Source organism: Streptomyces sp. NPDC047002 (genome assembly GCF_040704505.1).
GTDB lineage: Bacteria > Actinomycetota > Actinomycetes > Streptomycetales > Streptomycetaceae > Streptomyces.
In genome coordinates this window covers 1-17,128 of record NZ_JBEYWC010000002.1, presented here as the reverse complement: position 1 = coordinate 17,128, position 17,128 = coordinate 1, and the positions used below count along the sequence as shown (strand labels likewise).

Below are 17,128 nucleotides of genomic sequence, written 5' to 3'. Positions count from 1 at the left end.
GGTGGGGTTCCGCGGCCCTGAAGGCGCCGGCCTGATTGCCGATCAGGCTGGATAACTCCAGGGTTGTGGCCCACGGAAGGCCCACATCGTGTGGTCGTGCGTGTACTGCTCACTCTTGGCTCCGGCACCGGCCGCCGCGTCGGCGTAGGCCGTCGCCCGCGCCGCTACTCCTGCTTCCGGTGCCTTGGTCGGTCGCTCATTGCCGCCGCGCTCGACGACGGGCAGGGAGGACAGGTCCAGGCCGGAGAGAGGGCGCATCTCAAAGACGCCGGGCGTGCCGGAGCCGTTGAGAACCGAGGCCGAGAGGCCGAGCGAGGGAACACAGGCGAAGGCGTGACCGGCCAGTTTGCCGGTGATGCTGAAGCCGATGGTCGTTGTGGTCACGGGAATCGCCTCCTCTCGGCGTCTCGGGGAGTCCGGCCGCGAAACCGGTCTCTACCTCTGCGGACAATGTCGTGGAGCTGGGACGCGCCCGGAAGGTCAGTTCCGAGCATGTCGAGTACAGCACGGGAAACGGTCTCGGAGAAGAGTGCCGTTTCCGTGGTTAAGAACCTATGGGGATTCGCCCGGCGGGCGCAAACCATTTTCCCGACGAGTTTGACTCAGCCGGTTCCTTCCCCGCCGGAGCGGTCCTCACCTGCGCAGATGGCCAGGACGTCGGCGCCGAAGCGGGTCAGCTTGCGGCGCACGACCCCGGCGATGGCCCCGAGCTCCCGCTCGTCGGACGGGACGTTCTCCGCGATGGCCACGAGGGTCTTGTCGGTGAAGACGCAGTAGGCGGGCTGGCCCAGCGCGCGCGCCTGTGCCTCGCGCCAGGCGTGGAGCCGCTCGTACACGCCCTCGTCCATGTCGGACGGGCAGTCCTCGCAGCGCATCAGCTTCATCTCGCCCGCCTCGGTGAGCGTACGGCCGCAGACGCGGCAGCGCGCGGGCCTGCGGTCGCGCCGGGGCCTCGCGCGCTCCTCGCCCGCGGGACGGGCCGTGGCGGCGCCGAACTCGACCGAGGAGCCCGCGCCTGCCCCCGCGCTCCAGGAGGCGCGGCCGCCGCCGGGGCGCAGGCCGCTCAGGAAGCGGGTGGCCCTGCGGGACGGGCGGCCGCCCGGCGCGCGGGACAGCGCCCAGGAAAGCGACAGGTGGATCCGGGCGCGCGTCACCCCCACGTACAGCAGGCGGCGCTCCTCCTCGATCTGCGCCTCCGTCTTGGCGTAGGTGATGGGCAGGGTGCCCTCGGCGAGGCCGACGAGGAAGACCGCGTCCCATTCGAGGCCCTTGGCCGCGTGCAGGGACGCGAGGGTGACGCCCTGCACGGTCGGCGCGTGCTGCGCCGCCGCCCGCTCGTCAAGCTCGACCACGAGGTCGGCGAGCGTCGCGTCCGCGCGTGCGGCCGCGAAGTCCTCGGCGAGCCTGACCAGGGCGGTCAGCGACTCCCAGCGGTCGCGCACCGGCCCCGAGCCGGCCGGCGGCTGGTCGGTCCAGCCCTTCGTGGACAGCACGGCCCGCACCTGCGAGGGCAGGTCGACCATGCCGTCGAGCAGCGCGTCGTTGCCCCCGAAGCGGGCCGCGCCGCGCAGCGCGGCGCCCGCCTCGCGCACCTCCTGGCGCTCGAAGAACCGCTCGGCGCCGCGCAGCTGATAGGGGACGCCCGCGTCGGCGAGCGCCTGCTCGTACACCTCGGACTGGGCGTTGATGCGGAAGAGGACGGCGATCTCGCCCGCGGGGACGCCCGCGGTGATCAGGTCGCGGATGCGGCGGGCGGTGCCCTCTGCCTCGGCCGGCTCGTCCCCGTACTCGGCGTAGGCGGGCTCGGGGCCCTTCTCCCGCTGCGAGACCAGTTCGAGCCGGTGCTCGGCGGCCCGGCCGCGCGCCTGCGCGAGCAGGCCGTTGGCGAGATGGACGACCTGGGGGGTGGAACGGTAGTCGCGGACGAGCTTGACGACGGTGGCGTTCGGATGGCGGGCGCGGAAGTTGATCAGGTGGTCGGGGGTGGCGCCGGTGAAGGAGTAGATCGTCTGGCTCGCGTCGCCGACCACGCAGAGTGTGTCGCGGTCGCCAACCCACAGTTCGAGCAGGCGCTGCTGGAGCGGGCTGACGTCCTGGTACTCGTCGACCACGAAGTGCTGGTACTGGCTGCGCACCTGGTCGGCGATGTCGTGCCGGTCCTGGAGGATGGCGACGGTGAGCAGCAGCACGTCCTCGAAGTCGATGACCGAGCGGTCGCGCTTGAGCTGCTCGTACATCGCGTAGACCTGGCCCGTCTCCGCCGGGTCGCGTGCGGTCTCGCGGGCGGACTTGGCGATCACGGCCGCGTAGTCGGCGGGCACGGTCTGGGTGACCTTGGCCCACTCGATCTCGCCGGTGACCTCGCGCAGCTCGCCCCGGTCGAGGCGGACGCGGCAGCGCGCCGCGGCCTCGGCCACCAGCTGCGCCTTGCGGTCGAGGAGCCTGGGCAGCTCGCCGCCGACCGCCTTGGGCCAGAAGAACTGGAGCTGGCGCAGGGCCGCGGAGTGGAACGTGCGCGCCTGCACGCCCGCGGCGCCGAGCTGGCGCAGGCGGCCGCGCATCTCCCCCGCCGCGCGGTTGGTGAACGTGACGGCGAGGACGCCGGCGGGCTGGAGCATGCCGGCGCGCACCCCGTAGGCGATGCGGTGGGTGAGGGCGCGGGTCTTGCCCGTACCGGCCCCGGCGAGCACGCACACGGGTCCCTGGAACGCCGTCGCGACGGCGCGCTGCTCGGGGTCGAGCCCTTCGAGCACGGCGTCCGCGTCGGGCGGCGGGAGGGGTGAGGAGTGCGATGCTGCTGTCACCCCGCCATGCTGCCAGGTCTCCCGGGGCGTGAGCGCACGGCTGTCCACAGGCGGTGTGTGATGGTCCTACTGGTCCTGTGGGTTCGCCGGGTTCCGCCGTGTTCTACCGGTTCTACCGGTTCTGCCGGTTCTGCCGGGGCGGCGGCGGAGGCGTGCGGGAATGGTGAACGGCCGCCGTACGTTCTCCCGATGCGCCGCGCCGGAGCCCCTGCCGGCCGGGTAGGACACGAAGGAGCGCGAGGGACATGTCGGGCAGTGTGACGATGTACAGCACCACGTGGTGCGGCTATTGCCGTCGGCTCAAGAGCCAGCTGGACCGCGAGGGCATCGCGTACAGCGAGATCAACATCGAGCAGGACCCGGCGTCCGCCGCGTTCGTGGAGAAGGCCAACGGGGGCAACCAGACGGTGCCGACCGTGCAGATCGTCCCCGCGGGCGGCGGAGCCGAGGTCGTCATGACGAACCCGAGCCTGGCCCAGGTCAAGCAGGCGCTCGGCGCCTGACCTGTCCGTCCCGCGCGCGAAGGCCCCCCGGACCCCCTTGCGGGTTCCGGGGGCCTCGCCGTGCAGGCGTGCGCTCAGCCCTCCGGGCGCGGGAGGGGCTTCGGCATCGGCTTGCCGTACCAGAGCTCGATCAGCCTGGCCGCGATGGAGATGCCCATGGGCGGCAGGATCTCCCCGCTCTCGATGGCCGTGCGCAGGTCCTCGCGGGAGAACCAGCGGGCCTCCTCGATCTCCTCGCCGTCCACAGTGATCCGGGAGTCCGTGGCGCGCGCCATGAAGCCGAGCATCAGGCTGGAGGGGAAGGGCCACGGCTGGCTTGCCACGTAGTCGACCTCGCCGACCGTGATGCCCGCCTCCTCCCGCACCTCCCGGGCCACGGCCTTCTCGATGGACTCACCGGGCTCCACGAACCCCGCGAGGGTGGAGAAGCGGCCCTTGGGCCAGTGCACCTGGCGGCCGAGCAGCGCACGGTCCTCCTCGTCGGTGACCAGCATGATCACGGCGGGGTCGGTGCGCGGGTAGTGCTCGGCGCCGCAGGCGGGGCAGCGGCGGATGTGGCCGGCCGCCGCGATCATGGTGCGCTCGCCGCAACGCGAGCAGAAGCGGTGCAGGCGCTGCCAGTTCTCCAGGGCGACGGCGTGCACCATCAGGCCCGCGTCGCGCGGCGAGAGCAGCATGCCCGCCTCCCGCAGCCCGGCGGCGCGCGCGGGCTGGTCGAGGCGGCCGGGCAGCGAGTCCTTCTGGAGGGCGAAGTAGCGCACGCCGTCCTGGTCGGTGCCGAGGAAGTAGCGGTGGGTCTCGGTGAGCGGCGCCTCGAACGTCGGGGTCATCACCAGCTCGGTGCGGCCGTCCGGGGTGTCGTCGACGAGCGCCTGCCCGCCGGAGACGACGAAGACGCGGGTGGTGGGGTGGCTCCAGGCGGCGGCGAGCCACGCCTCGTCGAGCCGGTGGTGCGCGGCGCGGTCGATACCGCTGTCGGCGGTGAGCCCGATGGGCCGGTGTGCGGTGTCGTCACCGCTGGTGCTGCTGGTGGGCACGGGTACTTCCAACTCCCCCTGGGGGTGCGGGCGGCTTCTGGTTCGTGGCGGGCGGCGCGGATACGGAGGTCCAGGTCAGCGGGCGTGCTCCGGGCCCGGCGCCGCGGCGCGGGGTGCCGCGTGGCGGGGGTGGACGGCGCTGTCCGGGTTCTCGCTCATGCTGTCGAGCCTAACGGGCCCGGCCGCGGTGTCCCCCTGGCGGTTCGCCCCGCACGTACCGGCCGCCGCCATCGGCGCCCGGCCCGGCGTCCTCGCCGGTCAGGATGCGTTCGATGGCGGCGCGGTCCGGCAGCCCCCGCGGCCGTACGGTCTCCCCCGTGCGCACCCGCACGAACGCGGCGCCGACCGCGTCGAGCGGAAGACCGTGCTCCTCGGCCCAGGCCAGCCGGTACACGGCGAGCTGGAGCGGATCGGCGGCGTCGCGGTCCCTGCCGGTCTTCCAGTCGACGATCTCGTACGTGTAGGGGAAGGGGGCGCCGTCCGGCGCGGGCTCGCGGTACACGGCGTCGATCCGGCCGCGCACCAGGCGGCCCGCGAGGGTCAGCTGGAAGGGGGCCTCCACGCGGTACGGCGTGCGCCGGGCGTACGGGGAGCGCTCGAACGCCTCCTTGAGGTCGGCGAGGTCGCGCTCGTCGGCGATGCCGGGATCGTCGTCGTCGCTGCCCGGCAGCTCGTCGGGGCCGAGCAGGGGCAGCGGCAGCGCACCGAAGCGCGACTCGACCCAGGCGTGGAAGCGGGTGCCCCTGCGGGCCGCGGGCCGCGGCGGGCGCGGCATCGGGCGCGCCAGCTCCCGCGCGTACGCCTCCGGGTCTGCGGCGAGGCGCAGCAGCTCGGACGCGGAGAGCGAGGCGGGCACGGCCACCTCGCGCACCCCGGCGCGCGCCCGGGTCAGCTCCCCGGCGAGCGCGTCGAGGTCCCGGTCCCACGAGGCGAGGACCCGCACCTCCTCAGGACTGAGACCGACCGCGTGGCGCGGGCCTGGCACGGGCGGGTGCGCGTCCGCGTCGGTACCGGAGGCCGTGTCGGCGGCGTCGCGCGGGGGTCCTGCCTCCGGCGGGTGGTCTCCGGGCGGCTCGACCGGGTCGGGGGGCTCCTCGGGGTCGGGGGGCTCCTCGTCGTCCGGTGGTTCCGCCGGCCAGAGGTCGTGCGGGGCGGGGTCAGCGGCGGCGGGCAGCGCGGGCGGGGGTGCGGCGGTCAGGGCGTCGAGGTGGGCGCGGACCGTGTGCGCGGCCTCGCGGCGGCGGCGCAGGGAGTCCTCGTCGAGCGGGAGGGGCCAGGGGGTGGGCGCCGCCGCGTCCGCCCGGAGGGACGGGTTCTCCGCATCCTGAGGGGGCTCGTCCGCCCACGCCTCGATCTCGCCGTGCCCGGCCGCGCAGTGGTCGTACAGCGCGGTGAGGAAGGCGGACGGGCCCCTGCGGCGCTTCTGGCCGGGGCCCCACCAGTGGCCCGAGCCGAGGAGGAGGGAGCGTGGCCTGGTGAAGGTGACATAGCCGAGGCGCAGCTCCTCCGTCTCCTGGTGCTCGCGCAGCTCCTCCTTGAACGCCTTCATGCCGCGCGCCGTCCACTCGGCGACGCCGGGGAGCGTGGCCGCGTCGCCGCGCAGGGGCCCGGGGACGACCTTGCCCTGGGAGGTCCACGCCTCGCGGGCCTTCGCGCTCGGGAACTGGCCCTTCACCAGGCCGGGGACCGCGACCACGTCCCATTCGAGGCCCTTCGCCTTGTGCGCGGTGAGCACCTTGACCGTGTTCTCGCCGCCGGGCAGCGCGTTGTCCAGGCCCTTCTCGTACTGCGCCGCCGTGCGCAGGAAGCCGAGGAAGGCGAGCAGCCCGGCCTCGCCGTCGAGCGCGGCGAACGACGCCGCGAGGTCGAGGAAGTTGCCGAGCGTCTCGCGGCGGCGGGCCGCGAGGGCCTGCGGGGAGGCGGAGAGCTCGACTTCGAGGCCCGTGGCGGCGAGCACCCGGTGCAGGACGTCCATCAGCGGGTCGGTGAGCGAGCGGCGCAGGTCGCGCAGCTCGCGTGCGAGCCGCGCGAAGCGCACCCGCGCGGCCGGCGAGAACGGCAGGCCGTCGTCGTCGCCCGCGCCGTCGACGAAGGTGTCGAGCGCGTCGGCGAGCGAGATCACCTCCGCGGGGTCGGTGCCCTCGACGGCGGCGGCGAGCCGCGTGTCGGCGTCCGCCCCCGCGGCGCCTCCGGGGCCCGCCGTGCGGACGAGGAGCCGCGCGCGCCGCCCGAGCAGCGCCAGGTCCCGCGGCCCGATCCGCCAGCGTGGGCCGGTGAGGAGGCGTACGAGGGAGGCGTTGGCGCCCGGGTCCTGGAGCACCTCGCACACGGCGATCAGGTCGGCGATCTCCGGCAGGTGGATGAGGCCGGAGAGGCCGACGACCTCGACCGGCACGTCCCGCGCGACCAGCGCGCCCTGGATCGCCGCGAAGTCGCCCGCGGTGCGGCACAGCACGGCGATCTCGCCGGGCGCCTTGCCGGTGCGCACCAGGTGGGCGACCGAGTCGGCGAGCCAGGCCAGCTCGTCGGCGTGCGTGTCGAGCAGCGCGCACCGCACGCCGCCGTCGCGTTCGGCGCCCGGCGCGGGGCGCAGCGCCTCGACGCCCTCGTGCAGGGCGCGCAGCGGCGCGGCGAGCCGGTTGGCGAGGTCGAGGAGGCGGCCGCCGCTGCGGCGGTTCTCGCTGAGGGAGAAGCGCGCTGCGGGCGTCCCGTCGGCGTACGGGAAGTGCGCGGGGAAGTCGTCCAGGTTGGCGACGGAGGCGCCGCGCCAGCCGTAGATGGCCTGGCAGGGGTCGCCGACCGCGGTCACCGCGTGCCCGGTGCCGCCGCCGAAGAGGCCCGCGAGCAGGCGGCGCTGGGCGACCGAGGTGTCCTGGTACTCGTCGAGCAGGATGACCCTGAACTCCTCGCGCAGCATCCGCCCGACCTCGGGGCGGGTGAGGGCGAGCTCGGCGGAGCGCGCGATCTGGTCGCCGAAGTCGAGGAGTTCGCGGGCGCGCTTGGCCTCGCGGTAGCGGCCGACGAGGTCGGTCAGCTCGCGCCGCGCGGCGGCGGCCTCAGGGATCTTGCGCAGGTCGGCGTTGGTGAGCCTGACCCCGGCGAGCTGGGCGAGCAGCCGGGCGTCGTACGCGGCGAGGTCGGCGGGCGCCACCAGGTGCTCGGACAGCTCGGCGTCGAGCGCGAGCAGGTCGCTGACGAGGGCGGGCAGCGTCTTGGTGAGCGCCGGATAGGGGCCCGGCGCCTCGCGCAGGACCCGCGCGGCGAGCTGGAAGCGGGTGGCGTCGGCGAGCAGCCGCGCGGTGGGTTCGAGCCCGATGCGCAGGCCGTGGTCGGCGAGGAGCTGTCCCGCGAAGGCGTGGTAGGTGGAGATGCGGGGCTCGCCCGCGGGCGCTTCCGGGTCGATCACGTCGGGGTCGAGCACGCCCGCGCGCACCAGCGCGGCCCGCACCCGCTCGGCCAGCTCGCCCGCGGCCTTGTTGGTGAAGGTGAGGCCGAGCACCTGCTCGGGCGCGACCTGTCCGGTGCCGACGAGCCACACCACCCGCGCGGCCATGACGGTCGTCTTGCCCGAGCCCGCGCCCGCGACGATCACCTGCGGGGCGGGCGGCGCGGTCGCGCACGCCAGCTGCTCCGGGGTGAAGGGGATGCCGAGCAGCTCCTTCAGCTGCGCGGGCTCCGTGATGCGCTCGGCCACCCGGGAAGGCTAACCGGCGCCGCCGACACCGCCCCCAGGACCCGGGGCCCGGCCGGCACCGCCGCATCGCCCGCGGCCCGGCCGGCACCGCCGCACCGCCCGCGGCCCGGCCGGCACCGCCCCACCGCCCGCGGTCGCACCGCCCGGTGTCACTCCACCACGTGGCGCCCCTCCGGCTGGGCGCTGCACGCGGCGCGGAACGCGCAGTGGGCGCAGTGGCCGCCCGGGGTGGGGGTGAAGCGCTCGTCGAGCACGCGGCCCGCTGCCTCGGCGAGCAGCCGCGGCGCCCAGTCGCCGCTCAGCGGCTCCTGCGCCTGGACCTTCGGCAGGGCGCCGCCGCCCTCGCGCGCGGGGGCGCCCTGCCGCAGCTGCACCAGCTCGGCGCCGCCCGGCTCGGGGCGGCGGCCGTCGAAGGCGCCGTCGACCGCGCCCTCGCCGACCGCGAGCTGGTAGACGGCGAGCTGCGCGTGGTGGGCGACCTCGTCCTTGGTGGGGGCCTGCTTGCCCGTCTTGAAGTCGACGACGTACGCCCGGCCCCCTTCGTCGGCCTCGACGCGGTCCATGGAGCCCCTGATCCGCACCTCGTAATCCCCCGCCGCGATGCTCACGTCGAAGGCGTGCTCGGCGGCGACGGTGCGCCGCCCGCCGCGGTCGGTGGCGTGCCAGCGCAGGAAGCGTTCGAGGGCGGCGCGCGCCTGGTCCTTCTCCTGCCGGGACTTCCACGGCGCGTCGAAGGCGAGGCCGTCCCACACGGTGTCGAGCCGCTCCATCAGGACGGCGAGGTCGGCGGGCGTGCGGCCCGAGGCGACCTCGTCGGCGAGTACGTGCAGCACGTTGCCGAACCCCTGGGCCGCGGTCGCCGGCGCCTCGGCCTTCACCTCGCGGCCGAGGAACCACTGGAGCGCGCAGGTGTTGGCGAGCTGGTCGAGCGCGCTCCCGGAGAGCGCGACGGGCCGGTCGCGGTCGCGCAGCGGCAGGGCGCTGTGCGTCGGCTCGTAGAGGCCCCACCAGCTGTCGGGGTGCGCCGCCTGCACCAGCGCGGTGCCCTCCTCGTCGGCGAGGGCGGCGAGGCGGGCGAGCCGGCGGGCCGCCGCGTCCCGCAGCGCCGGGCTCGCCGCCGGGTCGACGGTGGTGGCCCGCAGCTCGGCGACGAGCGGCGCGACGGCGAGCGGGCGGCGCGGGCGCGTGGTCGTGTCGCGGGGCTCGACGCCGAGCTCCGCGAGGAACCTGGACGGCTGGTCGCCGTCGTCGGCCGCCGACTTCACCGCGGTGACGACGAGCCGGTCGCGGGCGCGCGTGGCGGCGGTGTAGAACAGCCTGCGCTCCTCGGTGAGCAGCGCGCCCGGGGTGAGCGGCTCGGCGAGGCCGTCGCGGCCGATGCGGTCGGCTTCGAGCAGCGAGCCGCGGCGCCGCAGGTCGGGCCAGAGCCCCTCCTGGACGCCGGCGACGACGACGAGCCGCCACTCCAGGCCCTTGGCGCGGTGTGCCGTCATCAGGCGTACGGCGTCGGGGCGCACCGCCCTGCGGCCGAGGGTGTCGGCGGCGATGTCCTGCGCGTCGAGCTCCTCAAGGAAGTTGAGGGCGCCGCGCCCGCCGGTGCGCTCCTCGGCCCGCGCCGCCGCCTCGAACAGCGCGCACACCGCGTCCAGGTCGCGGTCCGCGCCTCGGCCCGCGGGACCGCCGCGCAGCGCGGTCCGCTCCAGCCTGGCCGGCCAGGGCGTGCCGTCCCACAGGGTCCACAGGGCCTCCTCCGCCGTGCCGCCGCCCTGGAGCAGTTCGCGGGCCTTGCGGAGCAGCAGGCCGAGGCGCCGCGCGCCGCGCGCGTACGTGTCGTGGACGACGAGCCGCTCTGGCTCGGCGAGGGCCCGTGCGACGAGTGTGTCGGAGGGCGGGGGCAGCGGATCGCCCGCGAGGCGCTCGTCGTCGCGCAGGGCGCGGCCGAGGCGCCGCAGATCGGCGGCGTCCATGCCGCCGAGCGGCGAGGTGAGCAGAGCCCACGCCGCCTCGGTGGCGAGGGCGCCGGGCTCGCCCTCCGTCTCCGCCGCTCCCGCCGCAGCGGGAGGCTCTCCTTCCGCGGAGGGGGTCTCTTCCCCGGAGGCCGCCTCTTCCCCGATGGAGGCCTCCTCCGCGGAGGCCGCCTCCGCCGTGCGTAGCGCCCCCGTCGCCGCGGCCCGCAGCGCGGCGAGCAGCGGCGCCACCGCGGGCTCGTGGCGCAGCGGCACGTCGGCGCCGTCCACGTCGAGCGGGACGCCCGCCGAGGTCAGGGCACGCCGCATCGAGGGGATCGTGCGGCCGCCCGCGCGGACCAGGACCGCCATCTCGCCCCAGGGCACCCCGTCCTCCAGGTGCGCCCTGCGCAGGATGTCGGCGACGGTGTCCAGCTCGGCGGAGGGCGTGGGGAAGGTGTACGCCTCGACCCGGCCGCCCTCGCGCACCGGCTCGGGCTCGCGGTGGGCGCGCACCGCGCGCTGGGGCAGGCGGGGCAGCGGCATCCTGCGGGCGATCTCGCGGGTCGCCGCGAGCAGCCGGGTGCCGGAGCGGCGCGTGCGGGTGAGCACCGCGACCGGCGCGGGGGTGCCGTCGCGGCGCGGGAAGGCGGCGGGGAAGTCGAGGATGCCGTTGACGTCGGCGCCGCGGAACGCGTAGATCGACTGGTCGGGGTCGCCGAACGCGACCAGCGTGCGGCCGCCGCCCGCGAGCGCCCGCAACAGCCTGACCTGGGCGGGGTCGGTGTCCTGGTACTCGTCAACGAAGACCGCGTCGTACGCGTCGGCGAGCCGGGCCCCGGTGGTCGGCCGCCGGGCGAGCAGCGCCGCGCGGTGCACGAGCTCCGCGTAGTCGAGGACGCCCTGGAGGTCGAGCACGTCCAGGTACTCGGCGAGGAACGCGGCGGCGGCCCCCCAGTCGGGGCGGCCGGTGCGGGCGGCGAACGCGGCGAGCTCGTCGGGGCCGAGGCCCAGCTCCCTGCTGCGCGCGAGGACGGCGCGCACCTCGTCGGCGAAGCCGCGGGTGGTCAGGCAGGCCCGCAGGTCGCCGGGCCAGCCGGCGCGGGGGCGGCCCTCGCGCGCCAGGCCGATCTGGCCGGCGAGCAGCTCGCGCACGGCGACGTCCTGCTCGGGCCCCGTAAGCAGCCGCAGGGGCTCGGCGAACAGGTCGGCGTCCTGGTGGGCGCGGACCAGCGCGTAGCAGAACGAGTGGAACGTCGTGGCCTGCGGCGCGCGCGCCCCGCCGAGCCGCCCCGCCATCCGGTCGCGCAGCTGGACGGCGGCCTTGCGGCTGAAGGTGAGCACCAGGATCCGCGCCGGGTCCGTGCCCCGGGCGACCCGCTCGGCCACCGACTCGACCAGCGTCGTGGTCTTGCCCGTGCCGGGGCCCGCGAGCACCAGCAGCGGTCCTGCGCCGTGGTCAACCACCGCGCGCTGGTCCGCGTCCAGTACGGGAGGGACAGGCGCCGCGGGCGCCGCGCGCACCAGCCGGTACGCGCCGGTGCCGCGCTGCCGCGCCCCCGCGTGCGGGGGACGGCCGGTGGCAGTGGGGAGACTCACGTGGATTTCGCCGGTCCTGGAAGCTGCGACGTTCGAGGGGCAGGGTCCCGCTCCGCGGGCGGAGGGGACGACGGTACGCACGCGCGAAGGCGCGTGCATCGGGAGGTGCTCGGCCAGGTGCGGTGGCCACCGGGGGCGCACGGGCGGGCGGCCGCCCCGCGGCGCGGGACGCCCGCGGGCGACGTTACGCCCGCGGGCCGGTGCGGCGCGGGCGGCCGTACGGAACGGACGAGGCGGCCCGGGTGCCCCCACCGCGCACCACGATGGCGGAAACTGTCATATGTGAGACCGATCGCCCGCGCCCCGCGCGGCCTGCCCGCCGCCGCCCCCCGCGCCGCCGTCCCACCGGGCGCGCCTCATGTCGAGGCGCGGCAGGTGGCCCTCGGCGGAGCGCGGGGCCTCACGCAGGGGCGTGCCCTCGGCGCGGTAGGCGTCAAGCGCGCGCAGCTCGTGCCCCGGCAGCAGCACGCCGTCGGAGCGCACCACGCGCCACCAGGGCACGGCGGCCCCGTAGAGCGCCATCACCCGGCCGACCTGCCGCGGGCCGCCCTCGTCGAGCCACTCGGCGACGTCGCCGTACGTCATGACGCGGCCAGGCGGCACCAGCTCGGCCACGTCGAGCACCCGCTCCGCGTACGGGGGCAGCTCGCCAGGGGCCTGCGGCCCCGCCGCCCCGCCCTCGTCCGGCCCGCTGCCCCGCTGCTCCTCCTGGCGCCTCATCCGTCCCATCCTGCCTCACGCCACCGACAGCCGCCCCGCATCGGACCAATCCCCTCCTTTCCGTGCAAACCGGAACGTCCGGGCGCGGCCGGGCCCGCGCAACGCCCCGTGTTGCTCCCGTACGCGGGCCTCGCGTGCCACCATCGTGCGGGCGGTGACTGGTGATACGAGACCGAGAAGAGACGGAAGCGACGGAGGGGCAGGCCGGGAGGTCTGCCGGGGCCGAGGGCCACTCCGGCGCTGAGGCGACCCGCGGGGCCGGGGAGCGGGCCAGGCCCGCCGCCGACGGCGCGACGGACCGCACGCCCGGCGGCACGGACGGCGGCGCCGACCGGGGCGACGGCACCGGCGGCGCCTCGCGCGACGCGGCCGGGACGCCGACCGCGGGCACCGGCACCGACGACCCCGAGGTGGTGCGCGCCGAGACCGAGCCCGCCTGCGACGAGGACGGCGTGCCGCACACCGACCGCGTCTCGGGCGACGAGCCGCTGCTCGCCGCCCGCGTGCACCGCCCCTCCGACCTGCTGCGGCTGCTCGTCGGCCTGCTCGCGATCGCGCTGATCCTGCTGCTCGCCGCCTTCGCGCACGGCACCACGTCGGGCCTCGAACACGACATCAGCAGGGGCACGGGCCAGGCGCCCGACCTGCTGGCGAAGTTCGCGGGCCTGCTCTCCAGCATCGCGGTGCTGCTCGTGCCGGTCGCCTTCGCGATCGAGCGGCTGATCAAACGCGACGGGCTGCGCATCGCGGACGGGGTGCTCGCCGCCGTGCTCGCGCACGGCGTGACCCTCGCCACCGACCTGTGGGTGGCGCGCGACGCCCCGCACGCCCTCCAGGACGCGCTGACGCTGCCGCAGGCGGGCAGCGGCGCCACCGACCCCGTGCACGGCTACCTGGCGCCGGTCATCGCGTACATGACGGCGGTCGGGATGGCCCGCAGACCGCGCTGGCGCGTGGTGCTGTGGGCGGTGCTGCTGCTCGACGCGTTCGCCATGCTCGTCGCCGGGTACACCACGCCGTTCTCGATCGTGCTGACCGTGATGATCGGCTGGACCGTCGCGTACGGCACCCTCTACGCGGTCGGCTCGCCCAATGTGCGGCCCACGGGCCAGACCCTGATGGCGGGCCTGCGCCGGGTCGGCTTCCGGCCGGTCAGCGCGATGCGCGCGGAGGAGCCCGGCACCGAGCCGGTCGAGGCGGGCGACCGGGGCAGGCGGTACTTCGTCTCCCTGGAGGACGGCCCCCCGCTCGACGTCACCGTCGTCGACCGCGAACAGCAGGCGCAGGGGTTCTTCTACCGCGTGTGGCGCAGGCTGACGCTGCGCTCCATCACCTCGCGCCGCTCCATCCCCTCGCTGCGCCAGGCCCTGGAGCAGGAGGCGCTGCTCGCGTACGCGGCGATCGCGGCGGGCGCCCGCGCCCCGAAGCTGATCGCCACCTCCGAGCTGGGCCCCGACGCCGTCATGCTCGTGTACGAGCACCTCGGCGGCAGGACCCTGGACGCGCTGGCGGACGCCGAGATCACCGACGAGCTGGTGCGCGGCGCCTGGGAGCAGGTGCGCCACCTCCAGTCGCGGCGCATCGCGCACCGCGGCCTGACCGGCGACGCGCTGCTGGTGGACCGGGCGGGCGGGGTCATCCTCACCGAGCTGCGCGGCGGCGAGATCGCCGCGGGCGACGTGGTGCTGCGCATGGACACCGCGCAGCTGCTCACCACGATCGGGCTGCGGGTGGGCGCCGAGCGCTCCGTGGCCGCCGCCGTCGAGGTGCTCGGGCCCGACGCGGTCGCCGACTGCCTGCCGCTGCTCCAGCCGATCGCGCTGAGCCGCTCCACCAGGGCGACGCTGCGCAGGCTCGCCAGGGAGCGCGCGCAGCGGGAGCGCGACGCGGTGCTTGAGGCGTCGGACGCGAACAAGAAGGCCCGCGTCGCGGAGGCGGCAGCCGCCGCCGACGGCGGCAGGAAGGCCGTGCGCAAGTCGCTGCGGCAGGAGAAGCAGGCGGAGAAGCGCGCCATAGACGACGCGCTCGACGAGGCGCGCGAGGAGGACCTGCTCTCGCAGATCCGCAAGCAGGTCCTGCTGATCAGGCCGCAGGCGCCGGTGGAGCCCGTGCGCCTGGAGCGGATCAGGCCGCGCACGCTGATCGGCTTCATCGCGGGCGCGATCGCCGCGTACTTCCTGCTGTCGCAGCTCACGCAGCTGGACTTCGGCATGGTCGTCAGCCAGGCCCACTGGGGCTGGGTGGCGGCGGCGGTGGCGTTCTCCGCGCTGTCGTACGTGGCGGCCGCGATGAGCCTGCTCGGCTTCGTACCGGAGCGGGTGGCGTTCCTGCGTACGGTGTCGGCGCAGGTCGCCGGGTCCTTCGTGAAGATCGTCGCGCCCGCCGCGGTCGGCGGGGTGGCCCTGAACACGCGCTTCCTCCAGCGCTCCGGCGTGCGCCCCGGGCTCGCGGTGGCGAGCGTCGGCGCTTCGCAGCTGTTCGGGCTCGGTGCGCACATCCTGCTCCTCGCGGCCTTCGGCTATCTGACGGGCACGGAGAAGACGACGTCGCTGACGCCGTCGAGGACGGTGATCGCCGGGCTGCTGACGGTCGCGGTGCTGGTGCTCGTGGTGACGGCCATCCCGTTCCTGCGGAAGTTCGTGGTGACGCGGCTGCGGTCGCTGTTCGCCGGGGTCGTGCCGCGCATGCTCGACGTGCTCCAGCAGCCGATGAAGCTGGCCACGGGCATCGGCGGGCAGCTGCTGCTCACGGGCATGTTCGTGATGTGCCTCGACGCGTCGATCCGCGCGTTCGACGACGGCGCCCAGCAGCTGAGCTACGCGAGCATCGCGGTGGTCTTCCTCGCGGGCAACGCGATCGGCTCGGCCGCCCCGACGCCCGGCGGCGTGGGCGCCATCGACGGCGCCCTGACGCTCGGCCTGCTCGCGGTGGGCCTGCCGAAGGAGGTCGCGGCGCCCGCGGTCCTGCTGTTCCGCCTGATGACGCTGTGGCTGCCGGTGCTGCCCGGCTGGATCTGCTTCAACCAGCTGACGCGCAGAGGCTCGCTCTAGCTCGCCCGGCCGCCCCGCCACCCGCTTGGACCGCGGCCACGGGCGGGGCCAGGGGCGCGGACCGAGCATGGGAGCATGCGCAGATCCCTGGTCGCCGCCGTGTCCGTACTCTCCCTCGCCGCCCTCGCCGGATGCTCAGGCGGAGCGGCAGGCCGCTCCGCGGCGCCCGCCGTCGCCTCCTCGGCGCGCGACGCGGGCGCCTCCCCCGCGCCGAGCGACCTGGGCGCGCAGCACCTCGACTGGCGCGGCTGCACCGCCCCGAGCGTCGCGCAGGGCGGCGGCGCCGCCCCCAAGCCGCTGCCGGGCGGCACCCGCTGGCAGTGCGCCACCATGGCCGTGCCGCTCGACTACGCGCACCCCTCGGCCGGCACCCTGCGCCTCGCCCTCATCCGCGCGAAGGCCGCCGACCAGAAGCACCGCATCGGCTCCCTCGTCTTCAACTTCGGCGGCCCCGGCGGCTCGGGCGTCACGGGCCTGCCGTCGTTCGCGAAGGACTACGAGAAGCTCAGGGCGCGCTACGACCTGGTCAGCTTCGACCCGCGCGGCGTCGGCGGCAGCGATCCGGTGCAGTGCGAGGACGACCGGCAGCTCGACGCGTTCTACGCGCAGGACGCCACCCCCGACACGGCGGCCGAGCAGAAGGCGTACACGGCGGGCCTCGCGCGGTACGCCGCCGCGTGCGAACGCCGCTCGCCGCGCCAACTGCCGCACGTGGGCACGACGGAGACCGCCCGCGACATGGACCTGATGCGCCAGGTGCTCGGCGACAAGAAGCTGTACTACTTCGGCATCTCGTACGGCACCGAGCTCGGCGGCGTCTACGCGCACCTCTTCCCCACCCGCCTCGGGCGCGCCGTGTTCGACGGGGTCGTCGACCCGACGCAGAACGCGGAGCAGGGCGCGCTCGGCCAGGCGAAGGGGTTCCAGCTCGCGCTGGACAACTTCGCGAAGGACTGCGTGGCGCGCGGCGACGCCTGCCGGCTGCCGGGCTCCACCCCGCAACAGGTCGAGTCCTTCGTGGTGAAGCTGCTGCGCGGCCTCGACGCCCACCCGATCGCGGGCATCGGCAGCCGCAGGCTCACCCGGACCGAGGGCACCAACGGCGTGGTGGAGGCGCTGTACTCCAAGGACTTCTGGCCGCTGCTCGAACAGGGCCTCGACGAGGCGCACGGCGGGAACGGCGCCCTGCTCCTCGCCCTGTCCGACTCGCTCAACGGCCGCGACGAGCACGGCCGCTACAGCAATACGCAGGCCGCCAACGCGGCCGTCAACTGCCTTGACTCCAAGGAGCGGCCCGGCGTGGCCGAGACCCGCGAGCGGCTGCCCGAGTTCCGCAAGGCGTCCCCCGCCTTCGGCGACCTGCTCGGCTGGTCCATGCTCAGCTGCGCCAAGTGGCCGGTGCCGGGACGCTGGACGCACCCGGACGTCGGCGCGCCCGGCGCGGGCCCGATCCTCGTCGTCGGCAACACCGGCGACCCTGCGACCCCGTACGCGGGCGCCAAGGCGATGGAGAAGGCCCTCGGCAAGGGCGTCGCCGTCGAGTTGACGTACAAGGGGCAGGGCCACGGCGCCTACGACAGCGGCAGCACCTGCGTGCAGCGCACCGTCAACGCGTACCTGCTGGACGGTACGGTGCCGAAGGCGGGCACGGTGTGCCGCTGACCGGCGGGAGCACATACGGGAGGGTCCGGCCGGCGCGCGTGCGCCGCGCAGCAGGGGCACCCACAGCTCGTAGGTAGCGGCGTCGAAGGCGTGCGGCGAGTGCACGAGCACCC

General features: G+C 75.7%; 9 protein-coding genes. 3 read left to right on the top strand and 6 right to left on the bottom strand.

Going from position 1 to position 17,128, the window contains the following annotated elements:
- Positions 1-42 precede the first annotated feature (42 nt).
- Both AB0910_RS03080 and AB0910_RS03075 read right to left on the bottom strand, forming a co-directional pair.
- A complete protein-coding gene (locus AB0910_RS03080; RefSeq protein WP_366743012.1) occupies positions 43-345 on the bottom strand; it encodes a hypothetical protein in 303 nt (100 codons plus the stop codon).
- 257 nt (positions 346-602) lie between these two features.
- Positions 603-2,804 (bottom strand): ATP-dependent DNA helicase UvrD2, encoded by a 2,202-nt coding sequence (locus AB0910_RS03075; RefSeq protein ID WP_366742757.1) that lies wholly within the window; start codon positions 2,802-2,804, stop codon positions 603-605.
- Between the two features lie 245 nt (positions 2,805-3,049).
- Here AB0910_RS03075 and AB0910_RS03070 point away from each other — a divergent pair, with 245 nt between their 5' ends.
- Entirely contained in the window at positions 3,050-3,307 is a 258-nt protein-coding gene (locus AB0910_RS03070; RefSeq protein ID WP_345649878.1) for a mycoredoxin, read from the top strand.
- A 74-nt stretch (positions 3,308-3,381) separates the two neighbouring features.
- On the opposite strand, the gene nudC is transcribed toward AB0910_RS03070, so the two are convergent.
- From nudC to AB0910_RS03050, 4 genes are all read right to left on the bottom strand, one after another.
- Positions 3,382-4,344: an NAD(+) diphosphatase gene (nudC, locus tag AB0910_RS03065; RefSeq protein ID WP_366742756.1), complete on the bottom strand. Its 963-nt coding sequence runs from the start codon at positions 4,342-4,344 to the stop codon at positions 3,382-3,384.
- 169 nt (positions 4,345-4,513) lie between these two features.
- Positions 4,514-8,038, bottom strand: a complete 3,525-nt coding sequence (locus AB0910_RS03060) for an ATP-dependent DNA helicase (protein WP_366742755.1) — start codon at positions 8,036-8,038, stop codon at positions 4,514-4,516.
- Positions 8,039-8,187: 149 nt separating this feature from the next.
- Entirely contained in the window at positions 8,188-11,583 is a 3,396-nt protein-coding gene (locus tag AB0910_RS03055) for an ATP-dependent DNA helicase (RefSeq protein ID WP_366742754.1), read from the bottom strand.
- 276 nt (positions 11,584-11,859) lie between these two features.
- On the bottom strand, positions 11,860-12,303 hold the full coding sequence (locus AB0910_RS03050) for an MGMT family protein (protein WP_366742753.1): 444 nt from the start codon (positions 12,301-12,303) through the stop codon (positions 11,860-11,862).
- Positions 12,304-12,464: 161 nt separating this feature from the next.
- Here AB0910_RS03050 and AB0910_RS03045 point away from each other — a divergent pair, with 161 nt between their 5' ends.
- Both AB0910_RS03045 and AB0910_RS03040 read left to right on the top strand, forming a co-directional pair.
- Positions 12,465-15,353, top strand: coding sequence for a lysylphosphatidylglycerol synthase domain-containing protein (locus tag AB0910_RS03045; RefSeq protein ID WP_366742752.1), 2,889 nt, complete (start codon positions 12,465-12,467; stop codon positions 15,351-15,353).
- A gap of 75 nt (positions 15,354-15,428) precedes the next feature.
- On the top strand, positions 15,429-17,015 hold the full coding sequence (locus tag AB0910_RS03040; RefSeq protein WP_366742751.1) for an alpha/beta hydrolase: 1,587 nt from the start codon (positions 15,429-15,431) through the stop codon (positions 17,013-17,015).
- Positions 17,016-17,128 lie beyond the last annotated feature (113 nt).

Bases quoted from the DNA above. Each gene is read 5' to 3' on its own strand.
- AB0910_RS03070 (WP_345649878.1), top strand. From the start codon at position 3,050: ATGTCGGGCAGTGTGACGATGTACAGCACCACGTGGTGCGGCTATTGC.
- AB0910_RS03050 (WP_366742753.1), bottom strand. From the start codon at position 12,303: ATGAGGCGCCAGGAGGAGCAGCGGGGCAGCGGGCCGGACGAGGGCGGG.
- AB0910_RS03040 (WP_366742751.1), top strand. From the start codon at position 15,429: ATGCGCAGATCCCTGGTCGCCGCCGTGTCCGTACTCTCCCTCGCCGCC.